Here is a 24,195-nt window from a genome sequence, read left to right on the forward strand (position 1 = left end):
CCGATATCGATCGTCTCCGCAGGTCGAGAGGCTTCTTGCGTACCTCTCGAGCGACGAGGAGCACGCAGATGACGACCCTTCGACCGACCCTCGAACCGGAGCCGGAGCCTCTGCACGCGGTGCTGGCCCGGCTCGTGCACCACGTGCTGAACGGCCCCGTCGCGCCCACCACCCGGCGGCTGCTGCACACCGCGTCCGGCGGCGACCCCCAGCTGCTGCGGGCCCTGGTGACGAGCGCCCTCGCCGACGGCACCCTGGTGTGGCAGTCGGGGCGGTGGCGCTGGGCCCCGGACCTGTCGCAGGCGAGCCGGACGACCGGCCTGATCGAGGCCCGTGCGTTCACCATGAAGCCCGACCAGCTGGCCGCCCTGCGGACCCTCACCGCCACCGGCGCCGAGCCGTTCGCGGCCGTCACCCAGGCGCTGGGCGACCGCACCGACCCCGGCGACGCCGCCGACGAGACCCGGCTGACCCGCCGCGAGCGGGAGGTCCTCACGATGCTCGGCAGCGGCCTGAGCACCAGGGGCATCGCCCAGCGGCTGTGCCTGTCGCAGCGGACCGTGGCCAAGCATCAGGAGAAGGTGTACCGCAAGCTGGGCACCTCCGACCGGCTGACCACCGTCCTGCGGGCGCAGCGGCTGGGCCTGCTGAAACCCGGTGCCTGAGCCGTCACGCAGGCAGGGCCCGGACGCCGCACCCGGCGTCCGGGCCTCGGGAGCGCAGCGGCTCCGGGAGCCTCAGGAGATCTCGCTCGGCCTGGTGTCGCGGTCCAGCTCGTCGCCGTCCACGACGACGACCTCGGCGACGCGGCCGTTGAGGTACACGGTGACCGGCCGCTCCTCCTTGTCCAGCAGGGCCAGCCGGGCGGTGGTGGCGCTCTCCATCGCGGACTGGACGTTCTGGACGACGGAGGTGAACTGGTCTGCGTGGATGCCGTACTCGTGCTGGCCGATGACGATCCGCTTGGTGCCCATGACGGTCTTCCTCTCAGAAGGTGGTGCGTTGCGATGGACGCCGGGCAGCTCAGGCGACTGCCTCGACGGTGAACGAGAACGAGAAGTCCTGCGCGCGGCGCAGGGTCCCGTCGGCCGGGTGCCGCCCCGCGCCGAACCCTTCGTGGGCCAGCAGGGAGGTCCGGTAGAGCCCGATGCTGTCGCCGACGGCCCGGCGCAGCAGCTTGTAGGCGACGTTGACGACGACGGCCCCGGCACCGATCGCGGCGACCGCCAGGGCCGCCTGCGGCGCGGCCAGGGCGAGGCCGGCCAGGGTCGTCGCCGCGCCCTGCACCTCGGGGTCGCCGAGCTCGGCGCGCATCATGTCGCTGAGCTCGAGACTTCCGGCCGAGTCGCGGGACACGAAGACCGCGATGTCGAGGAAGTCGGTCGCCGGCCCGTGGTAGACCAGCAGCTTGTCCAGCGGCAGCCGGTCGCCGTCGCGGACGTTGGCGAAGCGCTGGGTCTGCGCGGTGTAGACCGGCGTGCCCGGGTGCGATCCGCCGGTCAGGACCACGGCGTCGACCCGGACGTCGGCGCCGAACAGGGCCCGGTTGCGGTGCACGACCAGCTCGCCGAGGCGGACGGCCACCCGTTCGGGCGCCGCGCCGCGCGCGGTGAACGACGGCGTGAGCAGCCGCGCCGCCGGGTCCGGACGGTCGTCGATCGCAAAGGTGACCTCCTCGGCCACCGGTGCGGGCACCGGGCTCAGGTCGAAATCGATGAAGCGGACGGTGTACTGGATCTGCGGGCCGGACGACATCACCATGTCGCGCGTGCCCCCTACAGCGATCTGACGGACAAGCTGCTCCAGCGGCGACGGCCAGTGGCCCTTCCGGTTGGTGTACGCGGCGCCCTGCTCCAGCACGGACAGGTCCTGCGGGCGGTCCGACGCCACGACGACGAGGCTCTCCGGGCGCACCGCGCTCGGGTCCAGCCCGTCGGACCAGCCCAGCTGCACCCCCTCCAGCCGCCCCGTCATGTCGTCGAGGCCGAAGAGGTAGAACTGCCCCGGGTCGAGGCGGATGCCCGACGGGCTGAACCTGGTCTGCAGGGTGATCGCGCCGCCGACGCCGATGTCGACGAGCGCGACGTGGACCGTCCGCTCGCCGCTGTTGCCGATCCGGACGAAGACCCGCTCGTCGCGGTACAACACCTCGCCGGTGTGGCGCAGCGGCTGCTCGGCGCCGTCCACGACGCGGCCCCACTCCAGGCTGATCTGCGCGTCCAGGGCGAACCTGGGGTCGTCGTGCAGCTCACGCAGCCGGGCCGCGCGGGCGAGCCGCACCAGGTCGATCTTCACCAGGCCGGCCTGCGCGCCGCCGGCCGGGCGGGGCGGGTGCAGCGGGCCGACCCGGTCGCGCAGCGCCATGCCGCCGTCGCCGTCGAGGACGACGTCCGCGACGGTGGCCTCGCCCGGCTCCGCCGGTCGCAGCAGGGGCGTCGTGCCGACGGCCAGGCGGAGCTCATCGGCCCGCGGGTCGTCGGGGATCCCGACCGGCAGGCTCGGCTCGGACGAGCGGGTCTGGAACGCCCGCGCGCCGGGTGGCACGGCGGTCCACGTGCCGGCGAAGGTCAGGTGGGCGTGCACCTCCAGGGACCCGACCCGGTCGACGACCGCCGTCCCGACCGCGTGCGCCGGGTCGGCCTCCACCGCCCCGGCCGGCATGACCGCGAACTCGTCGCCGAGCCGGATCCCGAGCAGCGGCGCGACCTGCAGCGAGATCCGCTCCGGGTTGGCGCCCGGCACGACCCGCAGCGCGCCGGCCGCGTCCGGGACCCGGGTGGAGAAGATCACCCGGTCGGCGGCGACCCCCTCGGCCTCGGGGCGCTGCGCCGGGGCGAGCGCGAGGACCTCCCGGCGCACCCGGTCCATCAGCGACGACCAGGTCACCGGCAGGTCGCCGGCGTCGCGCAGCGCCCGGACGAACGCGTCGGTGAACATGCCCGTCCGCACGCCGTGGGCGTTCGTGTACTCGTACGCGGCCTCCTCCGGCGCGCAGGCGACCAGCCGCACCGCGAGGTCGCTGCCCAGGATGTCCCTGGGGAGCCCGCCGAGGCGCTTGAACCTGTCGAGCTCCTCGGCGACGTGCTCCTCGGCCCACTCGTACGGGTAGTGCAGGGCCTTGACCCTGAAGTCGTCGCGCGACACCAGCGCGGAGTGGCACGCGTCGATCATGACCGCGACGTTGTCCGTCTTCCCGGTGAGCAGCGCGAGCAGGCTCGACAGGGTGGCCGCCGTGATGCCCCGGAAGTCGCCCTCGGTCGACTTCTCCAGGTCGTTCGGCACGATGAACTGCACCGAGGGCCGGCCCTGCCGCGACGGGTGCCGCTCGTCCGGCGGGGCGAGCAGCCGCCCGCCGTGCCCGCTGTAGTAGACGAAGACCGAGTCTCCGGTGCCGGTCTGGGCGATCAGCTGCTCGTAGGCGTCGAGGATCCCGGCCCGCGAGGCCGCTTCCCCGGTGCACCGTTGAATGGTGAATTCCCGCCGCGAGAGCGCGTCGGCCATCGCGTCGACGTCGTTTTCAACTCCGGCGAGCCCGTTGGTCTGCGCGCCGATCAGCAATGCCTTCCGCGCCACAACGCCCCCTCAGCAAGGTGGGTGAAGAAATCCACCCCGGACGTTATTGGCTGGGCGGTGCGGCAGTCACTAGCCGACGACTACGTTGGTTCACGTATTGCGCAGGACCGCCCTTGTGGGCAAGCGCTTCCGGTATCGGGCGACACCTACTCCTACGAATCGGCGAACAACTGGAGCCGTTGTGCCGCCATCGCGGCCATCTGCCGGTTCTCGACATCCGCTTTCCGAAGGATGCTGCCGACATGGACCGCCACGGTCCGCTCGGCGATACCCAGTCTCCTGGCGATCTTCCGGTTGGTTTCGCCGGCGGTCAGCAGCTCGAGCACCTCCATCTCCCGGCCGGTCAGCCCCCAGGGGACCGCCGGTCGCCGCTGCTGCGGAATGGCCGGCTGCGGCGGGGCGTCGGACGTCTCGGCCATTCGTACCGGGTCCAGCTCGACGCCGGCCGCCCCGGCCAGCTCCTCGACCGCCCGCATCAGCGGTTTCGCCGACAGCTCGCGGGCCAGCCCGTTCGCGTCGCCGGCCCAGCGGGTCACCGTCTCCTTCGGGCCGGTGCGCACCGCCGCCTCGGCCGCGCGCCACAGGGCGTAGGCGCGGTGGTAGGGCCGCTCCAGCCGGGCCCAGCCGGCGGCGACCCGCTCCCACTGCCCGGCGGTGGCGGCGGATCGCGCACGGTCCAGCTCCGCCCGGCACTGCGCCGACAGGACGTCGACCTCCGACCCCGGCTCGGCCGGCCGGGCCCGGTCGAGCAGCGGCTCCAGCGCCGCCAGCCGCCCGGCGAGCGCCTCCTGGTGCCGTTGCCGCCCCTCGCTGCGCGGCACGTCGGCGGCCGCCCGCAGCGCGCTCGCCAGGAACCGCAGCAGCGACAGCACGTGCTCCGTGCCCTTGAGCAGGTCGATCCAGCGGTCGACGGCCTCGGCCGCGGCGTCGTGCTCCCGCTGCCAGAGCGCCAGCTCGATGAGGCAGCAGGCGAGCGGACTGAGGAACCGGGGGTCCGTGCCGGCGTCGGCGCGCAGGTCCCGGAGCAGCTCGGCGGCGCGGCCGAACCGGCCGCGGGCGACGTGGATCTCGGCGAGGGTGAGCCGCGGGTACCGGGTCTCCCGCACCGGCCGGTCGCGGATCGCGCCGGTCAGCAGCGACTCGGCCTCGTCCCACCGGCCGACCATGACCAGCGTGGTGCTGACGTTGTTGGCCAGCACCCGGGTGCTCTTGGTCTGCAGCCCGGCCGCCTCGCAGCGGTCGAGCTCGTCCAGCGCGACCGCCGCCGACTCGGCCAGCCGGCCGGCGTGCTCCAGGGCGACGGTCAGGTTCCCGTAGGCCCGGTGCAGGTCCTCGAGCTGGCTGACCTCCTTGGCGATCGCGACGGCGGAGAGCAGGTCGGGGATGCCCTGGTCGGGCTCGTCGAGCAGGGTCAGCGCCACCCCGACGGCGTTGAGGGCGCGCCCCTCCTCGGCCCGGGCCCCCGCCTTGCGGGCGTGCCCGACGGCGGTGCGGGCCGCCGCCAGCCCGTCCCGGTAGTGCCCGGACTGCAGCTGGACGGTCGCGAGCGCGGCGAGCACGCGGGCCTTCGCCGCGCTGGGCGGCTCCAGCGGCAGGAGGGTGTCGGCCCGGCGGTAGGCGACCACCGACGCCTCGTTGTCGCCCTGCTCCCACAGGTACCGGCCGAGCCGCTCGTGCAGCTCGCCGGCGCGGACCGGCCGCTCGCCCGCGTCGACCCCGTCGATCGCGCGGCGCAGCAGCTGGAGGGCCTTGTCGAGGTCGCCGGCCCAGCGGGCGGCCTCGGCGGCGGAGGCGAGCAGCCGGTCCTCGGTCGTGCCGGCGACCGCGGCCGCGTCCGGGACCAGCTGCCAGAGCCGGTCCAGCACCCGCTCGTAGTGGCTCTGCGCGACCCGGAACGCCTGGCTGCGCTCGGCCTCCGCGGCCGCGGCGAGCGCCGCCCGCAGCGCCTGCGGCCAGCGGCGGGCCTCGAACCAGTGGTGGGCCAGTGTCGCGGCCGGGTTGCCCTCGGTGGCGAGCGACGGGTCGGCGGTGAGCGCCTCGGCGAGCAGGGTGTGCAGCTCGCGCAGGTGCCCGGGGCCGAGGTCGTCGAGGACCACCTGACGCAGCAGCGCGTGGCGGAAGTCGTACGTCAGCCGCTGCGGGTCCAGCTGCAGGATCTGCCGGTCGTCGCAGACCCGCAGCGCGTTGTCGAGCACGCGGGGGCGCAGTTCGCAGACCGTCGCCAGCAGGTCGTAGCCGACGGGCTGGCCGGCCACGGCGTCGGCGTCGACGACGTTCCTGGCGTCCTCGCCGAGCGGGTGCAGCCGCGAGTGCAGCAGGTGCTCCAGCGAGTGCGGCAGCTGGCCCGCGGACGGGTCGGTGAGCCGGCCGTCGACGATGAGCTCCTCGGCGAAGAACGCGTTGCCGCCGGTGAGCCGGTGGTACTGCCGCACGACGGCCGGCTCGAGCTCCTCGGCGACGGACGCGCCGAGCAGCTCGCCGAGCTCGGTCTCGGTGAAGGCGGGCAGCCTGATGTGCTCGACCCGAGCGCTGAACGTGGTCTCCGCCAGCAGCGCCATCAGCCGGCTGCCCTCGATCTCCCGGCCGGGCCGGTAGCTGAAGACGAACAGCACCCGCTCGTCCGTGCGGTACTGCACCAGGTACGACACCAGGTCGAGGGTCGACGGGTCCGCCCAGTGCAGGTCCTCGAAGACGAGGATGGTCGGGCCGTTCGCGCCGAGATGGTCGAGCATGCGCAGCACCGCGCCGAAGACCCGCATCTGCGACACGGGCTCGGCGGCGGCACCGGTCGCCGGTCCGCCGCCCGGCAGGCCGGCGATCAGCTTGGTCAGCTCGGTGTACGCCGGCCCGCCGTACTTCGTCACGTAGTCGTCGCCGTGCGCCCGCACGAGCCGCCGGATCGCGTCGACCAGCGGCGCGTAGGGCACGCCGACGCCGAGGTTGATGCACGCCCCCGACAGCACGTGCAGCCTGCCCGCCGGCCCCGCGGCGGCGACGGCCGCCGCGGTGAACTCGCTGATGAGCCGGCTCTTGCCGATGCCCGCCTCGCCGGCGATCAGGACGGTGCCGGTGCCGGCGGAACCGCCGGCGCCACGCAGGAGATGCCGGAGCCGGTCGAGCTCCGTGCGACGCCCGACGAACGCGCGGGCCGTCCGATCGCCTGCCATTGCGCCATCGTGCCTCCGCCACCGGCCGATGTCAGCCGGGCCTGTGCCGAGTTCCCCCTCCGACGCCGCACGTCGGACCGAAGCGGTGGCGCCCGGTAGCGACACGGACGGCAGAAGCCAGGAGAACGGAGGGTGGCGATCAACCCCTGTCGTCGTTGACGGCGCTGAGCCGCTCGGCGACGATCGTGCAGAGCTCGGCCGGGTCGGCCCCGGCCGCGACGGCGGCGCCCCAGGCGGCGGCGAGCTCGCCGGCGAGCAGCCCGGTCAGCCGGCACTGCGCGGTGCAGGGCAGGCCACCGTCGGTCTCGTAGTCACACATGTCGATCTCCGGTCGCTGCTTGTGCGCCAGGGCCGGGCGACCGGCCGAAGCTCGCTGTCCGTGTGCCCGGATCCGCTGGGTCGGGGATGGGACACACGCGTGGTCATGGCCGTTCACCGCAAGCCTCCTGTCGTCAGCAACCGGTCGAGGACGGTGGCGACGCCGTGCCGCCGCACCGCCTGGTGCACCGTGCGGAACCCGCCGCCGTAGACCGGGTCGGGGTTGGTGCTGAGCCGGCGGCGCAGCTCCAGCGCCATCGGGGTGCCGTGCCGCCGCAGCCACGCGTAGGCGAAGAGCTCGCACAGGCCCTCCTCGATCACGTCGTCGACCGGTGCCCGGCCGCGCAGCGCGAGCCAGGCGTGGCCGATCTCGTGGGCGACCGCCCGGCCGAAGTAGGTCGGCGGCAGGCCCGCGACGATGCTGATCCCGGTCACCCGTGTCCCCTCCGCTCCGCCGGTCGTCTGTTCCGTGAGCCCGAGCAGGACCCCCGTCGTCACCAGCCCGGCGGTCGCCGCGGCCTCCTCCGGGCTGACGATGCGCACGCGCACGCGGTCCGGCAGCTCCAGCCCGATGTCGGTCATCTGCCGGCGTACCGATGGCAGGTGCAGCCGGGCGTCCTGCTGGGTCTCCACCGCGTCGGCGAGGCACGTCGGGCAGCGCATCATCCCGGCGGCGAAGGGCCGCCAGCCCGGCGGCGCCGGGTCGGCGTGGGTCCGGGCGCAGAACATGCACTCGGCCAGGACCGGGTGGGCGGCGCAGGTGACCTCGCCGTGCAGCGACTGCCGGTATGCCAGCACCGGCCGGCTCCCGCAGACGGTGCACGCCGGCGCCACTACAGCGGCGTCCATCTGCCGGTCACCCTGTCCCGGATCCATCCTGTCGTCGCGGTGGTCTTCGCCGCCGGTACGACGGCCGCCGGGCGGGGCTGGGGCACCGTCCTGGCCGGGTCGGCCGCCGGCGGCGGCTTGCCGGTGAGCCGGTAGCGGAAGTAGTAGCCCCAGTCCTCGATGGGCGGCCGGCTGCCGGGCACCTCGCTGAGGGTGGCCCGCAGCAGCTGCCGGCCGTCGTCGTCGAGCGCCGCGTCGGCGCGCGCCGGGTCGCGGGTCGTGGACTGCTGGTCGCCGCTGCTGAAGACGCGCAGGACGAACAGGCCGAACTTGTAGCAGTCGGACTGGGTGGTCAGCCACCCCTCCGGCGCGTCCCAGTCGGGCGCGTCGAGCTGCGCGACCTCCGCCATGGTGCCCTTCTTCCGGACGCCGTCGCAGTCGACGAGCATCACCGACGGGTGCCCACTGAGCCGGAACAGCTCGTTGCGGGCGTTGAGGTCGCCGAAGACCAGGTCCATGGCATGCAGCCAGTGCAGCGCGGCGGCCAGGTCGCGGCAGATCGTCAGGCGCTGCTGCGCCGTGACGACCGGCATCCCGACCAGCGCCGCCCGCTGCGGCGGCACCAGCAGGTTCTGCACCTCCCGCGTCGACGTCTTCTTGGTGCCCGTGCCGGGCAGGGTGCGCAGCTGCATGAACGACGGGTCGATCAGCGGCATGATCACCCCGCTGACCTGACTGCCGTCCTCGACGACCCGCAGCGGCCAGGCGGTGAAGCTGTCCAGCTTGGCGCGGCCGGCCGGCTCCAGCCCGTTGCGGAACTTGACCAGCTGCCGCGGCCCCTGCCGGGCCTTGGACTCCGGCTTGTACTCCTTGTAGACCAGCGGGCCGGGCGCGTCGGGGAGCCGCAGGTGCGGTGCCTCGTACACCCTGGCCTGCCCACCCGTGCCGAGCAGCCGGCCGAGCGCGCCGAGCTGGCCCGCGGTGACGACTTCGTCGGCCACCGCGTCACACGGCCCAGATCGCGACGGCGGTGCGATCGTCGTCGTGGGTCTTGCGGGCGAAGTCGACCTGCGCGGCGAACTGCAGCGGCGCCGGCGGCTCCCGCCACGCCTCGGCCAGGAACCTGCCGACGGTGCGGGTGCCGTCCTCCAGCGGGTCGCCGAGCCCGTCGCTCATGAGCACCACGACGTCGCCCTTCCGCACGGTGGTCGTGACGCACCCGCCGGCGGGTGGCCGGCTGAGCGGCAGCGCCTTCGTCACGGAGGTGGCCGCGCCTTCCCCGCTGTTCTTGGTCTCGAACATCGGCTGCCAGTGCCTGCCGTCGCGCAGCACCCACGCCGAGGAGTCCCCGACGGCGTAGAAGTACGCGTCGACCTCCGGCTCCACCGGGCGCAGGTCGATCACCCCGAACAGGGCGGTGGCGGCCAGGTGCCGGGCGATCTCGCCGGCGTCCAGCTCCCCGCCGTCCGGCGCCGGCTCGACCAGCTTGTTGCCGAGCCGGACGATCTCGTCGCTGAGCTGCGTCACGATCTCCGGCCAGTCGATCTCGGCCGGGGGCTTGCGGGTCAGCGCGAGCGAGACGAGCTCGGCGCCGAGCCGCGTGACGACGGACGCCGCCTTGTGCGACAGCTTGCTGTTGGACACCCCGTCGGAGACGACGGCCACGAGGTGGCGGCGGTCGTCGGTGCAGCGGAACGCGTAGTCGTCCTGGCGGACGGTGCCGTTGTACCGGTGGCTGAGGCCGCGCACGCTGGCCGCGCGCAGCTGCAGGACCCGGCGGTCGGTGACGTCGTGGAGGTACACGCCGTCCAGGACGGTGTCGCGCCGGTCCCACTCGGCCGGGTCGGGCCGCGGCTTCACCCTCAGCGCGGCGGCACCCGGCTCCCCGACGGTGTACGGCGTGAACCCACCGGCCCAGGCAGGTTCCGGCCCCCGGCCCGGCGGCTGAGCCTGGGGTTGTACCTCGGCCCGCGGTTCGGACCGGGACTGGGACTGGGGCTGCGGCTGGGACTGGGGCTGGGACTGGGGCTGGGACTGGGGCTGGGGCTGGGACTGGGGCTGGGACTGCGGTTGGGACTGCGGTTGGATCGGGGCCAGGGCCTTGGTCAGGACCGGGGTGTGCGCCTTCACCGGGGCCTGCGCCCGGGCGGGCCCGTGCGCCAACACCTGGGGTGCCTGTGCCGCGGTTTCCTGCTTCGTCGGTGACGGGCGGCGCGGGGCCGAGCGGCCCAGCGCGGCGTGCCCCTGGACGATGCGCCGGGCCGCGGCGACCGGATCCACCGGTGCGCCGCCCCAGTCGTGGCCCTGGTGGTACACCAGCCGGACGACGGCGAGCGGGTGCGCCGCGGTCAGCCCTTGCAGCGCCGTCTCCCACTCGTCGTCCCCGGCCTGCGGCCCGTCGGCGAGCACCAGCAGCAGCGGCGGCTGCGAGGCGAGACCGTCGGCCTGGAAGGTGGCCAGGTCCTCCTTCATCCACCCGGCGACCTTCTGGAAGGCGGCGCCGTAGGCCCGCTCCCCCTCGACGGGGAGCGGGAGCGAGCCGCTCGCGTGCGCCGGCTCGGCCCGCAGCAGGACGCGCCGCACGGTGCGGCCGAAGCCGACGGCGGTGAGCCGGACCCGCGACCCGAGGTCCGGCTCCTTCAGCACGCCGATGAACCCTTGGACGAACGCGTCGACCGAGGCCTGCTTCGACGGGTTCGCCGGCTCGCTGGCCAGGTCCACGAGCAGGTACAGCGGCAGCAGCTCGGGGCTCATACGAAGTCGTCCGGGTCGTACTGCTTGATGCCGGCCGGCAGGCTCGACTTCGGCGGCAGGATCGTGCCGGTGCCGCCGCCGGCGAGGCTCAACCCGGACTGGATCATGCTGGAGATCAGGATCTCGGCCATGCCGGTGATCGCCTTCGCCGGGTCGTGGCCGGTCTCCATCATGTACAGCGCCATCTTCTTCGCGCCGGCCGACGGGTGGATGAGCGAGCTCATCACCTTGATGTCGGCCTGGTCGACGCCGCACGGGATGAAGTTCGGGTAGATCCGCGCGGACGTGAGGTCGGCGAACGCCCGCTCCCACACCTGCTTCTGGTCGGTGGGCTCGCCGTCGCTGATGAACCAGACCGCCGGCCGGTGCACGACGTACTGGTCGGCCTTCAGCTGCGCGACGTTGGCGTCGATCTCCCGCTGGAGGGTCTGGAACGCGGCGGCGTAGCTGGTGCCGCCGCGCACCGACAGCGCCGGCAGCGTGAGGTCGGGGTCGAGCAGGTCGCACAGCGGCAGCCGGACCTGCGCGTCGTCGGAGAAGTCGATGAGCCCGAAGCGCACCTTGTCCGACAGGATCGGGTTCTCCGACAGCGCGTCGACGATCGCCGGCATGATCTTGTTGGCCTCGTCGAGCTTGCTGCCCTGCATCGACAGCGACACGTCGACGACGAGGTAGAACGGCAGGAGCTTGGCTCCGGAGTGGTCCATGGTGTTCCTCTCGGTCGGGTTGGGATCAGGGGGCGCCGCGGTCGGCGGACAGGCCGCTCACCGCGGTCGCCAGATCGGTCACGGCCCGCGCCTGGTCCTGCAGCCGCTCCAGCTCGGCGGCCACCCTGGCGTTGCCGCCGTCGAAGCGCTGCGGCCAGATGGACGACATGTCCTGCCGGCAGAGGTTCTCGTAGTCGCGTTCGCTGCGGTTGGTGCGGATGACGGTGTCGAAGAACCGGTCGGCGGCGGCGGCGAGGATCCGGGTCATCAGCCGCACCTCGTCCAGCAGCGCGGTCTCCAGCTCGACGACGCAGTGCTCGACGACGGCGGTCAGCTCGTCGTACAGGCCGTCGACGCCGACCGCGGCCGTCTGCTGGAACGCGGCCCGCTGCGGCACGGCAGGGTCCGGGTGCCCGAACTGCCCGACGACGCGGGACACGCGCTTGCGCGACCCGTCCGGCATCACCACCCACTGGCTGCTGCCGCCGCCGGTCGGCGCGGCCTGCCGCGCCGGAGCCGCCTGGGCCGGAGCGGCCTGGGGTGGCACGGCCTGGGGTCGCACGGCCTGGGGTGGCGCGGCCTGGGGCGGCGCGGCCTGGGGCGGCGCGGCCGCGGGGCGTGGCACGGACCGCGGCGGCGGGGGCCACTGCGAGGACGGCGCCGGCGCGGACGGCGGCGCGGACGGCGGCACGACGGTGTCCCAGTGCACCTCGCGGACGATCGGCTGGGTGACCCGCAGCACGACGCTGCCGTAGTCCTTCTTCAGCTCGCACATCCGGTGCAGGGCGCCGGCGAGGATCCTCGCCTGCCGGTCGCCGGCGGTGGCCCGCAGGTCGTGCAGGGCGTTCGGCCCGGCCGGCACCAGCTCCGGCGTCAACCGGCCGCGCAGCACCTCCGCCACGTCGTCCCACAGCTGCTGGACCGACTCGGCCAGCGACAGGTCGATCCCGCTGAAGATCTCCCCGATCCTGGTCCTCGCCCGGTAGTACTCGTCCTGCTTGGTCTCCAGCGGCCCGTGGACGAACTGACCGTGGATCTTGGTGGTCCAGGTGGCCCGGTCGCCGTGCCCGAGCCCGCCGCGCGTCCAGGCCCGCGCCTCGCCGACCGCCTCGGCGATCGCCTCCGTCAGGGTCCGGCCGGCGTCGCCAGCGGCCAGCGCCGCGTCGTACCGGTCGACGAGCCGCGACAGGTCGTCGGCGAGGTCGTTGCGCAGCTCCTCGGCCAGGGTCCGGAACTCGTCCTCCCGGTTCGGCAGCAGCTGCGCCAGGTCCTGGCCGCTGCGCCGCACCTCGGCGGCGAACGCGGCGACCGCGGCGGCGGCCCCGGACGCGACCGACACCGCCGCCCGGACCACCGCGCGGTCCATCTCCGCCAGCTTCCCCGCCAGGTGCCGCAGCAGCGGCTGGAGCAGCTCCTCGACGACCTCGTCGCGGACGGCGACGTCCGCGGTCAGCACCCGGATGTCGCGCTCCAGCGAGGCGTCCCGGACGCTCTTGACGGTGTTGTCGAAGTACTCGCCCTCCGGGTCGTTGGCCCGGTCGCGGTTGACGACGACCACGTAGTAGTCCTCGAGCGGCACGCCGCCGCGCGCGGAGTCGGCGAGGTTGCGGGTGTAGGAGTCCTCGGCCAGGTAGCTGGCGCCCTTGCGGTCGCCGCGCTTGACCATCACCAGCAGGTCGATCTCGTTCTTCACCTGTTGCAGGAACTGCCGGTCGATGTCCAGCCCGGCCTCGCCCGAGCCAGGCAGGTCGATCAGGCCCAGCCGCGTCGCCGTTCCGTCGAGGAAGGACTGCTCGATCCGCACGCTGCGGACCGCGTGATAGGGCTGGACCTCCACCGGGTCGCCGGTCTCCTTGCGCGGATAGGCGATGTACGGCCGGAGCCGCTCGAACGGCACCCTGACCGTGCGGTCCGGCCCGAGCAGCAGCGCCTCGTAGCTGGCCAGCGACCGGTGCGCGGCGTGCAGCTTGCGCAGGTAGTCGTCGGCCTTCGCGCCGGCGGCCTCGGCGCTGCCGGCGGCCGGGTAGCGGTAGTCGCGGAAGCCGGCGACGTCCTGCGGCACCGGCCCGAGACCGGCCTGGTCGTGCAGCGGGGCGAGGTACCCGTCCCGGAACGACGCCCAGGTGTGCAGCATCAGCGTCGCCGACGGCGTGCCCTCGGTGTGGTAGATGCTGCTGGCCGCCGCCGTCGTCGGGTTGAACCGCGTCGACGGCACCACCGTGTCCGGCAGGTTCGTGATCGTGCGCAGCAGCGTGCTCTTGCCGACCTTCGTCGCGCCGATCACGCCGATGTTGACGGTCTCCCGCCGCACCCGGGCGGCCGCCGCGTCGATCTGCCGGCCCGCGTCCACGATCCGCCCGCCCGTGCCGGCGAGCGCGCGCCCCTGCTGGAGCAGCCCGCCGACCTCGGCGATGATCCGCGCCCGCTCCGCGACGTCCTGCTCCCGCCGGACCGCCTGGTCGGCCGCCTCCAGCAGCCCGACGAGGCGGTCGAGCCCGCCGGTCATCGCCGCCCAGCCGGCGCTGAGCCGGTCGACGAACGCCCGCTGGCCGCGCCGCCCGTTCAGCGCCTCATTGATCCGAAGGTGGATGTCGGTCTCGGCCACGCCCCAGCTCCTTCACTCGTCGCTCAAGGCTCACTTGACGGACAGCGCGCCGGTGGCCGCTGTCCGTCAGAAGCCGCGTGCGAGTGAACGCCCGACATCCCGATGGAGGCTGAGTGACGTGTCCATGCTTGGACAGCGGCGCGCGCGTGGCGACGACACGGTGTACGTCCGAGCGACGCCGCAGAAGGTCGAGCTGACCGAGACCTACGCCGTCGACCAGGAGATCTCACGCAACCCCACGATCGAACAGGTCGGCGACGGCGCCGGCCGGATCGAGGCCACCGTCCCGTACGACGGGTACGAGTTCTTCACCCGGCAGGCCGTCGCCGACGTGGAGCGGGCGCTCGGCACGCGCGGCGCCCCGGGCGAGCGCCGGGCCACCATCGGGCACCTGCTGCTCGCCGACCACACGAACACGTCGGGCCTGCGCAACGTCATGCGGCCGCACGGCCAGGCCGGCCTCGTCCCGCTGAGCATCCCGGTGGCGGACCGCGACGGGACGCTCGACCTGAGCGGCGGCCGGCAGGCGAGCGTCGTCACGCTCGACTACCAGCCGGAGAACCCGCCGGTGTACCCGGTGGCGCTGACGGTCGAGCTGGACGACCTGGACACCCTGACCGGCACGTTCGACACCATGCAGACGCTGATGACCCGCGGGCGGGAGAACCCGTCACTGGTCATCGAGCGGCTCCAGCAGGAGGCCAGCTTCTCCAGCGCGCTGCTGCTGACGTTCCGGGTCAAGATCGCGATCCCGGTCAAGGCCGGCTACCCCGCGCTGCGACCCTCGGTCACCGACATGTCGGTGGAGTGGCCGACGCTCACCTCGATGCGCAGCACCGAGCTGTACATCGAGAACTTCGGCGGAAAGCCCGACCAGCGGATCCGCCGGGCGCCCGTGCGGTACAACCCGGTGAAGGGCCGGCTGGAGTGGAAGGCCGTCCCGATGCGTGAGGTGAAGGAGGGCGGGCCGGGCAACGGCGCCGGCACCCGGGTCTTCCTCAGCGCGAACTGCCTGCTGAAGATCGGGCACCCCGGCGAGCTGTTCGACCAGGACCAGCTCGAGGTGACCGCCCGGGTGCGGGTGCCGGACTACCTGCTGTCCGGGATGGAGGCCCGCCTCTACGACGCGACCGGGCACCCGCAGCGCACGCAGCCGAAGCTGGCCACGAAGCTGAACGTCCGCACCATGGTCTACCCGGCCGACATCTTCGCCGGGCGGGCGTTCTCGCCTTACCACCAGTTCGTCGTCGACGACATCCTCCCCGACGAGAAGCGGATCACCGACGTCGTCACGGTGCTGCGCAACTCGAGGTTCACGGTCGACGAGCCGCGGCCGAAGGATCCGCAGGACCCGCTCGCCCCGACGTGGCTGGTGGTGGCGCACCGCAGCCAGGGGCCGGACAGCCTGGACCTCCTGGTCGCCGTCGAGGGCGAACGCACCACCCAGGGTCACAAGCAGCTCCTGCGCTCGGACTACGAGGTCAGCGGGATCAGGGACAGCGGCCGGCTCAAGGTGTCCGTCATGGCGACGCTGCCACGGGACCACCGGGAACTCACCCGCGAGATCAACGCATTCCAGAGCAAGCTGCGCGAGCGCTACCACTCTCACCAACTGTCCAGGAAGTCGGCGGGATCATGACTGAAGAACTGGTGGACCGCGCGCCACGGGTGCGCTGTCACGAGTGCGGGTCCGACCGCGTCTTCGCGGTGTGCCACCACTGCCAGCGGCCGATGTGCGACCACCACAGCCCGCTCGCCTACCGGCAGGGCGGCACGCTGGTCCGGATGCCCGGCGGGTCGGCCGAGGAGGCGCGCCCGGCCAGCAAGGAGCTCGCCGGCCTGCACCTGGGCGGCCTGCGGGAGGCCGTCTACCACTGCAAGGACCACGTGCACATGGTCCGCGGCAGCCTGATGCCCTGGGTGTACGCCGGCGCCGGCGCCGCCGTGCTCGGGCTGCTCCTGCTGTGCGTCGCCGCGAAGTTCGGCCTGTTCCTGATCCTGACCGGCGGGCTGGTCGGCGGCGGCGCCTGGCTGCTCGGCCGGGCCATGGCCACGCGGATCGTACGCCCGCCACTGCCGCTCGTCCCGCAGGTGAACACCGTCGAGCTGCTCGAGCGGCTCTCCGGGTACGTCCGGCTCGAGGACGGCGAGTACACGAGCACCGTCGAGTCCCTCACCGGGCAGCTGACGGCCGAGATGTCGGCCAACGAGGGCCACGCCGCGCTCCGCGCCTACCGCAGGAAGTTCGGGGTGCCGGCCGCCGAGCCGGTGCCGTTCTCCGGCGGGTACCTGATGCTGCAGGGCGACGTCGGCCTGGCGTTCCGGGCCGGGCAGGCGCCGGTGCTCAGCGGCGGCACCGGCGTCTCGATCGGCGGCGAGTCCGCCGACGAGCACGAGCTGTTCCCCGCCGACCCGCAGCTGCCGCAGCGCGAGAGCACCCTCGCGATCGACTACGAGGTGCAGGACCGCCGCAGCCCGCGCGAGATTCCACTGTGGATCGTGCCGTCGCTGGTGCCGGCGTCGGACCGGCGGGCGCTGGAGATCGACCTGCACTGGAACCGGCTCGGCCCTGAGCGGGAGCAGCGGCTCAGCCTCGCCGTGTTCGACCTCATCGAGCTGGAGGTGCCGGCCAGCTGGGGCACCGTGGAGAGCTCCGCACCCGGCCAGGTGGCGATCGGGCGGTCCGGCGGGCGGCGGACGATCCGCTGGAAGCAGCTGCCGCCGCCGCAGCCCGGGGCGCGCAGTCTCACCCTGCAGCTGCGGTTCGAGCGGCCCATCACGGAGGTGCCGGAGTCGACGGACCCGGACGACGACGGCAGCCGCAGCCGGCTCACGCTCTCCGGGAAGGTGGAGGCCACCTTCGAGGGGCTGCTGTCCGGGGTGACCGGCGTCGGCGTCTACCTGCCCGGCGGCGGGCCCGGCCACTCGCCGCTGCCGAAGACGCAGACGAAGGTGGCGGTGACCTTCGACGCCAGCCTCCGCTCGATCCGCTACCAGGACGACCGGGTCGTGCCGGACGAGAACCACGAGAGCGACCTCGCGCAGGGCCGGCACCGGGCGGACGAGTTCCACGGGGTGCTGCCCGACTCGCGGACCGTCGCGGAGCTGACCAACGCGATCAGCTCCGACGGCTACTACGTGAAGAGCGTCGTGGAGCACCCGCCGTTCCGCGACGACGTCCGGATGGGTGTGGTGAACCGCGTCTGGGACATCGCCGGGCGGATGTACGTCGGGCTCTTCCCGATGGACTTCGACATCAACCTGCGCGGCGACGAGATGGCCGTGCAGGACGGGTTCACCGGCAACACGGTCGTGCAGGTGACGGTCAAGGGCGCGTACGCCAAGGGGACCCTGGTCGACAGCCGGGAGTCCTCCGACACGACCGGCGCCGTCATGGACCTCGCGGACGCGACGGTCGAGACGGACCTGCAGGGCGACGAGCTGCTCCGGCGGATCGAGGACACCTGGGTCAGCCTGCACACCAGGGTCACGGACCTGCTGGCCGCCCGGGCCGAGCGGACCGTCCGGCGGCACGCACTGCCCGGGGCGGCGGAGAAGATCCACCACGGCGAGCTGGTCGACACCGTCCCGGAGCACGTCGTGCGGGCCGACCCGATGCCCGCCGTGTCCGCGACGGCCGTGCCCATGCAGACCGGGTCCATGCCCACCGCGTCCATGCCCACCGTGCCCGTGCCGGCGGCGCCGGTGCCGGTCGCGCCTGTGCCGGTCGCGCCGAACGGCGGGCCGGCGCCGGGAGACCGGCGCGCCGAGCTCGTCCGGCAGCGGGAGGCCGCGGACGACGCGGTGATCAACGGCCGGATCAACGAGGACACGCACGGCCGGATCGTCGCCCGGATCGAATCGGAGCTCAGCAGGCTGGAGGCGTCACGATGAACATCAAGTGCGGGGTCAACGGCGAGGGGCGCGACGTTCACCAGATCTTCGTGTGCCACCACTGCGGCATGCCGGTGTGCGAGGAGCACGGCTGGGTCGTCGCGGCCGACGACGCGTTCGCCGAGTTCACCCACGTGCTGTCGGTGCTGCCGGACGTGCCGCCACCGGCGACGGGGCTGACGGTGCCGCGGCCCGCCATGCACTGCCGCGACTGCGTGGACAGGTTCCACAAGGGCACGGTGAAGCGGCACGGCTGGGCCGACCCCCGACCGGTCGTCCGGCCATGATCGAGGTCTCCGTCACGCCCGGCGACGTCGTCGCCGGGCGTGCGACGCCGCTGTCGATCCGCTTCGCGAACACCGGCCGTGGCTCGTGCTTCAACGTCGTGTTCAAGCTGCGGCTGCCGACCGGGGTCGTGCTGATGAGCGGCTCCGGCCAGGTCGAGATCCCGGCGATCCGGGCCGGCCAGACCCACACGCACACGGTCACCGTCGCCGCCCGGCGGGCCGGCGCGTTCGAGCTGACCAGCACCAACTTCTCCTACCGCGACGAGAACGACAGCCCGGTGCGGGTCAACGACTTCCGCGCCGGCCTGACCGCGACGGCCGCGCCGGCGCCGGAGCGCCGCAAGCAGCCCTCCGGCCGCCTCCGCGTCGAGTGCGAGGACCGCGAGCTCGACCTCGGCGCGTGGGACGAGCTGTCGGTCAGGGTCACCAACACCACCGGCGTCCCGCTCGACGACGTCATCGTCGACGTCGTCGGCCCCTTCTCCGGCGACGGCAAGCGGTCCCGGATCGCCGTCCTGGCCGACGGCGCGACCGCGAGGTGCACCTTCGCGGTGAACGCGGCCCAGGGCGGGCGCCACGTGCCGGTCACCGTCAGCACCACGTACGGCTACCGGGACCTGGGCGGGGACCTCCGCACGGCCCGACAGGAGGACCATGCGACCGTCGTCGTGCGGGCGGTCGAGCCGCGGCAGGAGTCCCCGTCGGTGCAGACCGTCCTGTACCTGGCGGCCAGCCCGCGCAACCTGCCGCGGCTGCGGTCGGACCTGGAGATGCGCAAGGTCAAGGAGCGGCTCCAGCTGAGCCGGCACCGGGACCAGTACCGCATCGAGCCCTTCCTCGCCGCCCGCTTCGACGACATCAGCCAGGCCCTCGTCGACTACGAGCCGCAGATCGTGCACTTCTCCGGCCACGGCGACAGCGACGGCAACCTGTGCGTCGAGGACGAGACCGGCAACAGCACCAAGGTCACCCCGGAGGGGCTCGCCGGGCTGTTCGGCCAGCACAGCTCGACGATCCGCTGCGTCGTGCTCAACGCCTGCTACTCGCAGCGGCTCGCCGAGGCGCTGACGGCGCGGATCGACCACGTCGTCGGCATGCGCTACCGCATCGGCGACGAGGCGGCGATCGAGTTCAGCGTCGGCTTCTACCTCGGGCTGTTCGCCGGCTGGGCGGTGCCGGACGCGTTCGCCCGCGGCCGGACGCACCTGCTCGCCCGGCCGGCGCTGTACCGCGAGCACGACTCGCCGCTGCTGTTCCCGCCCGCATGACCAGCGGTCTCAGACCTTCTCGATCCAGAACTGGATGGACTTCGGCGGCAGGGTCAGCGCCAGGACCGGGCCGGTCTTGTCGCCGAGGCCGCTGTTGTACTGCGACGGCGTGTACTGCTGCCCGTGGAAGGCTCGCGTCGAGCCGGTGTCCACGGTGTACGAGACGGATGTGGTGCCCCGGTTGGTGAAGGCGAAGACCAGCTTGCCCTGCGGCGTCTTCCAGGCCATGATCCGCTGGTCCTGGCGCACGGTGCCCTCGTCGACGTGGTGGCGCACGGAGTTCCACGGCAGGTACTGCACGAAGCCGGCGACGGCGTGCCAGTTCTGGCGGTTGTAGTCCCAGTGCCCCTTGGCGATGTTCGCGTACTTCGTGAAGTCGTTGTCGTCGTACGGGCGCCAGAAGCCGAGCGAGTAGCCGGCGGCCTCCGTGTTGTACGTGGGCTTGAGCGCGTGCAGCCAGAACCAGGTCGGCGAGTTCTGGAACGTCATCCAGTTCATGATGGACTGCGCGGTGTTGATCATCCGCCAGTCGCTGGTGCCGCCGGACAGGTACTCGAACTCGTTGTTGTAGACCACCTTCCCGGCCGCGTTGCCGGTGAACGCGCCGGCGGTCAGCTGCTCGTTGCTGTCGGCGCCGATCCGGTGCCAGCTCCAGCCGTCCACATAGGACAGCGCGGTGGCGTCGGCGCGGATGAGCGCGCCGCCGCGGCCGTTCTGCCCGGCGTTGGAGTCGGCGTGGATGTGGATGTCGGGCCGGCTCGCCCGGATCCTCCCGGCCGCGACCTTGAACGCGGCGTAGTACTGCTCGTTGGAGTAGCCGCACGCGGAATATGCGAGGTTGGTCAGGTGCGGCTCGTTCTGCAGCCCCCACATCTTCACCGGGATCCCGTTGGCCTCCAGGTACTCGATGTCGCGCACGAGCGCGTCGCCGAACTGGTCCAGCGCCGCCGGCGTGGTCGAGGCGAGCGTGCCGCCGATGTAGCTGTTCGTGGACTTCCAGGCGGGCGCCGGCGACCAGTACTCGGCCGCCACACCCTCGATCCCGGACTGCTGGATCAGCTCGCGGATCTCGGCCATCTGCTCGGGCCACCGGCCGACGATGTTCTTCCGGTCGGCGGTCAGGCCGCGCAGGTACAGGCCGAGGGCGAGCCGGCAGTAGCGGAACCCGCGGTCGGGGCGGACCTTCAGCATGTCCCGGTAGAGCCGGGTGCGCTCCTCGGCGACCAGGTCGTGCGGCACCGACGTGGTGGCCTCGGGCAGCCCGTTGTTGCCGGAGCCGATCGAGTCGAACTGCAGCTCGACGCCGAGCCCCCAGATCGTCTGGCGGGGCTGGTCGTGGCGGATGACGTAGTCGGCGGCGGCCGCGGACGCGGGTGCGGTGCGGGCGGCGGTGCCGAGGACGGCCCCGGCGCCGGCCGATGCGGCCAGGCCGAGGGTGGAGCGGCGGGTGAGTGCCATGGCGGTGGAACTCCTCTCGGATCTCACAGTGGTGGAAGACCTAAGGCGGCGCGCGGGGCGGTCCGCAGCAGGCTGGCCGCCTGCACGGCCGACGCGCCGCCGTCGAGCACGATCTCGGTCGCCGTCAGCAGGGCCGCGGCGGGAGAGACCACAAAGGACACCGCGGCGGCGACGTCCTCGGGGGTGCCGAGCCGGCCGAGGTGCGCCTCGCGCTGGCGGGCCTCGTCCTCGGGACCACCCAGTCGTGCGGTGGTCGCCGGTGTACGGATCCAGCCCGGTGAGACGGTCACGGCCCGGATGCCGTGCGCGGCGTAGTCCACGGCGAGCTGGCGGGTGAACGCCACCAGTCCGGCCTTCGCGGCGGCGTACGCCGGCAGACCAGGAGCGACGGTGTGCCCGAGCACGGATCCGATGGTGACGATCACGCCCTCGCCGGCGGCCGTCATGCCGGGCAGCACCTGGCGGGCGCACAGGAACGCGGAGGTGAGGTTGGCGTCGATGATCCGGTGCCAGTCGGCCGGGTCGGTGCGGTGGACGGGCGCGCCCTCGGTGAGCCCCGCACACGTGACGAGCACGCCGACGGTCCCGATCGCGGCGAAGACCCGCTCGACCGCGCCGGGGTCGGTGAGGTCCGCCTCCTGCCGGTCGATGCCCACGACGTCGTGGCCGTCCGCCTGCAACCGGGCGGCCACGGCCGACCCGATGCCGCCCGCCGCCCCCGTCACGACCGTTCTCATGCTCTGAACACCCCTCTCATGCTCTGAACACCTCGTATCTGGCGATGAGCGACTCGTCGAGCGTGACGCCGAGGCCGGGCCCCTCCGGCACCGCCAGCGCACCGTCCACAAGGGACGGCTTGGTGACCGGGAGGTCGTCGCGCAGCGGGTTCGGCAGCCGGTTGTACTCGTAGATCGGCACGTTGGGGGTCGCGGCGGCGAACTGCAGCGCCGCGGCGAGCCCGACCGCCGAGCCGACCCCGTGCGGGGAGACGGTGACGTGGAAGGCGTCGCACAGCGCCGCGATCCGCCGCGCCTCGGTGATCCCGCCGGCCCGCGCCAGGTTGGGCATGACCACGTCGACGGCGCGGGCGAGCAGGAAGTCGCGGTACCCGTACCGGCTGAACTCGCTCTCACCGGTCACGACCGGGATCCGGACGGCGGCGCGCACCTCGGCGAGCCCGGCGACGTCGTCCGTGGCCAGGGGTTCTTCCAGCCACCGCACGCCGAGGCCGTCGAGCGCCTGGCCGAGCCGGATCGCGGTCTTCACGTCGTAGGCGCAGTTGAGGTCGACGTGCAGCGCGGCCCGGCCGGCGAGGGCGTCGACGACCGCCGACGCGTGGGCGAGGTCGGTGGCCTCGCCGCGCCCGAGTTTGAGCTTCATCGCGCGGAAGCCCTGGTCGAGGAACGCGTGGGCGCGCTCGGCCGACTCGGCCACGTCCGGCAGGAACGGGATCGGGCTGGCGTAGACCGGGACCGTGTCGCGGACCGGCCCGCCGAGCAGCCGGTGGACCGGCAGCCCGGCGGCCTTGCCGCGCAGGTCCCACAGCGCCAGGTCGACGCCGCTGATCGCCTCCAGGTAGAACCCGCCGGTCCGGCCGGCGCCGGACTGCGCGCCGAACATCAGCTCCCACAGCGCCTCCGACGCGCCCGCGTCGCGCCCGACCAGCATCGGGGCGAGCAGCGTGCCGACGATCGTCGCGGTCACCCGCGGCTCGGGCAGGCCGTAACACTCGCCGATCCCCTCGATGCCGTCGACCGTCCGGATCCGCACGAGGGTGGTGTACTGGCCGAGCCGCGGCAGGACCCGGTGGCTCGACGCGGGGGTCGTGAGCCAGTCCGGGACGGTGTCGTAGAGGTCGGCGAACGGCGCGGCGAGCGCGATGGCCTCGACGGAGGCGATGGTGAGACTCATTTGATGAGGGCGTTCATCCGGTCACGGGCAGCCATGAGCGCGTCCTTCGGGGTCTTCTTGCCGATGAGGATGGCCTGGACCTCTTCGGCCAGGACCTTCTCCATCTGGGAGAACTGCGGGTAGATCCAGAACGGGCTGGCGCTGGAGTTGACGCCGATCTGGCTGGTGAAGTCGGTGGCGAACTTGTCGTTCTTCACCTCGGTGACGGCCTGCCCCGCGGTCGTGGTCGGCGGCAGGCCGGCCTTGGTGAACCACGGGATCGAGTAGCCGGTGTCGGTGGTGATGGTCTTCGCGAAGTTCGCGGCCGCGGCCGCGCCGGCGCCGTTGACCACCACGATGATCTGCCCCCAGGCGAGGTGGCGGGGCTTGTCGCCGGCGTTCTTCACCGGGCGGGCGACGGGGACCATCTTCGTGCCGAGGTCCTTGTCGGGCGAGGATTTCGTGACGGCGGCGCGGCCGCCGATGGCGTCCTCGTAGAAGGCGGTCTTGCCCTGGGACATCAGCGCGCGGGCGTCGACGCGGTTGACGTCGGGGGCGATGAGCTTCTGGTCGTAGAGCTTCTTGTACCAGGTGAGCGCCTCGATCGACGGGTCGTCGCCGATGACGATCCTGTCGTTCTCGACGATCGGCGACCCGAACTCCCACAGCCACGGGATGATGTCCTTGAGCTGGTCGACCTTCGTCATCCCGGCCCATGGCACGACCCCGCCGCCGAGGCCCTTGACGGCGGTGAGCGCCGCCTCGAACTCGGCGATCGTCTTCGGGGCGCTCGTGACGCCGGCCTTCGTCAGCAGCTCGGTGTTGCTGATGAGGCCGATGCCGGCGGTGGTCCACGGCAGGCCATACTGCACGCCCTTGGACTGGCCGAGCGCGAGCGGGGCGGCCGCGTAGTCCTGGCCGGCGGCGACGCTCTTGAGGTCCAGGAGCTTGCCGGTGGCGGCGAGGGTGGCGAGCCAGGCGACGTCGAGCTGGACGGCGCCGGTCAGCTGGCCGCCCTGCACCTGCAGCAGGACCTGGTTGAGGTAGTCGTTGTACGGGTACGACGGCGTGCTGATCTTCGTCCCGGCGTTCGCGGCGGCGTACCTGTCGATCGCCGCCTGCAGGGGCTCCTTCGTCACGGCCTCGTTGTAGGCCCAGCTGGTCAGCGGGAACTCTTTGACGCCGTCGTCCTTGAGGCCTTCGGTGCCGGCGGGCTTCGGGGTGCTGGTCGATGGGGCGCAGGCGGCGAGGACGGTGCCGAACGCGCCGAGCTTGAGTATGTTGCGGCGGCTGAGTGACATGGGTGTGCTCCTGGGCTGGGGCGGGGTGTTCAGCGGAAGGGGCGTTCAGCGGCGGGGTGTTCAGCCCTTCACGGCGCCGGCGGTGAGGCCGGCGACCAGATAGCGCTGGAGGATGGTGAAGCCGATGACGACGGGGAGGGACACG

At 73.0% G+C, this 24,195-nt stretch carries 18 protein-coding genes; 5 read left to right on the forward strand and 13 right to left on the reverse strand.

Annotated features, from left to right (window positions below; translation table 11 throughout):
* Positions 1-68: 68 nt before the first annotated feature.
* The gene (locus ABZ321_RS41245; protein ID WP_354901128.1) at positions 69-665 is read left to right on the forward strand and encodes a LuxR C-terminal-related transcriptional regulator; all 597 of its coding nucleotides are present in this window, start codon (positions 69-71) and stop codon (positions 663-665) included.
* A gap of 72 nt (positions 666-737) precedes the next feature.
* Here the strand turns inward: ABZ321_RS41245 and ABZ321_RS41250 are convergent, their stop codons facing one another.
* The 9 genes from ABZ321_RS41250 to ABZ321_RS41290 all read right to left on the reverse strand — a co-directional run bounded on the left by ABZ321_RS41250 (position 738) and on the right by ABZ321_RS41290 (position 13,952).
* A complete protein-coding gene (locus ABZ321_RS41250; protein ID WP_344511402.1) occupies positions 738-974 on the reverse strand; it encodes a hypothetical protein in 237 nt (78 codons plus the stop codon).
* 49 nt (positions 975-1,023) lie between these two features.
* Positions 1,024-3,573 carry a caspase family protein gene (locus ABZ321_RS41255; protein WP_344511400.1) on the reverse strand — a complete coding sequence of 850 codons (2,550 nt, stop codon included), beginning with the start codon at positions 3,571-3,573 and terminating at the stop codon, positions 1,024-1,026.
* A gap of 152 nt (positions 3,574-3,725) precedes the next feature.
* Complete coding sequence (locus tag ABZ321_RS41260) at positions 3,726-6,740, reverse strand: AAA family ATPase (RefSeq protein WP_354901130.1); 3,015 nt, start codon at positions 6,738-6,740, stop codon at positions 3,726-3,728.
* Positions 6,741-6,879: 139 nt separating this feature from the next.
* Positions 6,880-7,059, reverse strand: coding sequence for a hypothetical protein (locus tag ABZ321_RS41265; RefSeq protein ID WP_344511396.1), 180 nt, complete (start codon positions 7,057-7,059; stop codon positions 6,880-6,882).
* Positions 7,060-7,172: 113 nt separating this feature from the next.
* Entirely contained in the window at positions 7,173-7,907 is a 735-nt protein-coding gene (locus ABZ321_RS41270; RefSeq protein ID WP_344511394.1) for a protein DA1, read from the reverse strand.
* Positions 7,892-8,887, reverse strand: coding sequence for a protein kinase (locus tag ABZ321_RS41275; RefSeq protein WP_354901132.1), 996 nt, complete (start codon positions 8,885-8,887; stop codon positions 7,892-7,894). The genes ABZ321_RS41270 and ABZ321_RS41275 overlap by 16 nt, the downstream gene beginning before the upstream one ends.
* Positions 8,888-8,891: 4 nt before the next feature.
* Positions 8,892-10,640, reverse strand: coding sequence for a protein phosphatase 2C domain-containing protein (locus ABZ321_RS41280; RefSeq protein ID WP_354901134.1), 1,749 nt, complete (start codon positions 10,638-10,640; stop codon positions 8,892-8,894).
* Entirely contained in the window at positions 10,637-11,347 is a 711-nt protein-coding gene (locus ABZ321_RS41285; RefSeq protein ID WP_344511388.1) for a VWA domain-containing protein, read from the reverse strand. Before ABZ321_RS41285 ends, ABZ321_RS41280 begins: the two co-directional genes overlap by 4 nt.
* Before the next feature lie 25 nt (positions 11,348-11,372).
* Positions 11,373-13,952 carry a hypothetical protein gene (locus tag ABZ321_RS41290; protein WP_354901136.1) on the reverse strand — a complete coding sequence of 860 codons (2,580 nt, stop codon included), beginning with the start codon at positions 13,950-13,952 and terminating at the stop codon, positions 11,373-11,375.
* A 118-nt stretch (positions 13,953-14,070) separates the two neighbouring features.
* Here ABZ321_RS41290 and ABZ321_RS41295 point away from each other — a divergent pair, with 118 nt between their 5' ends.
* The 4 genes from ABZ321_RS41295 to ABZ321_RS41310 are packed head-to-tail and all read left to right on the forward strand — an operon-like array spanning position 14,071 to position 19,401.
* Complete coding sequence (locus tag ABZ321_RS41295) at positions 14,071-15,591, forward strand: hypothetical protein (protein ID WP_344511384.1); 1,521 nt, start codon at positions 14,071-14,073, stop codon at positions 15,589-15,591.
* Positions 15,588-17,846 (forward strand): hypothetical protein, encoded by a 2,259-nt coding sequence (locus ABZ321_RS41300; RefSeq protein WP_354901138.1) that lies wholly within the window; start codon positions 15,588-15,590, stop codon positions 17,844-17,846. The genes ABZ321_RS41295 and ABZ321_RS41300 overlap by 4 nt, the downstream gene beginning before the upstream one ends.
* Positions 17,843-18,133 carry a hypothetical protein gene (locus tag ABZ321_RS41305; RefSeq protein WP_344511380.1) on the forward strand — a complete coding sequence of 97 codons (291 nt, stop codon included), beginning with the start codon at positions 17,843-17,845 and terminating at the stop codon, positions 18,131-18,133. Before ABZ321_RS41300 ends, ABZ321_RS41305 begins: the two co-directional genes overlap by 4 nt.
* Positions 18,130-19,401: a CHAT domain-containing protein gene (locus ABZ321_RS41310; RefSeq protein ID WP_354901140.1), complete on the forward strand. Its 1,272-nt coding sequence runs from the start codon at positions 18,130-18,132 to the stop codon at positions 19,399-19,401. The genes ABZ321_RS41305 and ABZ321_RS41310 overlap by 4 nt, the downstream gene beginning before the upstream one ends.
* 9 nt (positions 19,402-19,410) lie before the next feature.
* On the opposite strand, the gene ABZ321_RS41315 is transcribed toward ABZ321_RS41310, so the two are convergent.
* The 4 genes from ABZ321_RS41315 to ABZ321_RS41330 are packed head-to-tail and all read right to left on the reverse strand — an operon-like array spanning position 19,411 to position 24,050.
* Positions 19,411-20,859, reverse strand: a complete 1,449-nt coding sequence (locus ABZ321_RS41315; RefSeq protein WP_354901141.1) for a glycoside hydrolase family 30 beta sandwich domain-containing protein — start codon at positions 20,857-20,859, stop codon at positions 19,411-19,413.
* A gap of 23 nt (positions 20,860-20,882) precedes the next feature.
* Positions 20,883-21,596: an SDR family oxidoreductase gene (locus ABZ321_RS41320; RefSeq protein ID WP_344511374.1), complete on the reverse strand. Its 714-nt coding sequence runs from the start codon at positions 21,594-21,596 to the stop codon at positions 20,883-20,885.
* A 16-nt stretch (positions 21,597-21,612) separates the two neighbouring features.
* Positions 21,613-22,770, reverse strand: coding sequence for a mandelate racemase/muconate lactonizing enzyme family protein (locus tag ABZ321_RS41325; RefSeq protein ID WP_354901143.1), 1,158 nt, complete (start codon positions 22,768-22,770; stop codon positions 21,613-21,615).
* A complete protein-coding gene (locus ABZ321_RS41330) occupies positions 22,767-24,050 on the reverse strand; it encodes an extracellular solute-binding protein (RefSeq protein ID WP_354901144.1) in 1,284 nt (427 codons plus the stop codon). The genes ABZ321_RS41325 and ABZ321_RS41330 overlap by 4 nt, the downstream gene beginning before the upstream one ends.
* Positions 24,051-24,195 lie beyond the last annotated feature (145 nt).

It is taken from the genome of Dactylosporangium sp. NPDC006015 (genome assembly GCF_040614215.1).
GTDB lineage: Bacteria > Actinomycetota > Actinomycetes > Mycobacteriales > Micromonosporaceae > Dactylosporangium > Dactylosporangium maewongense.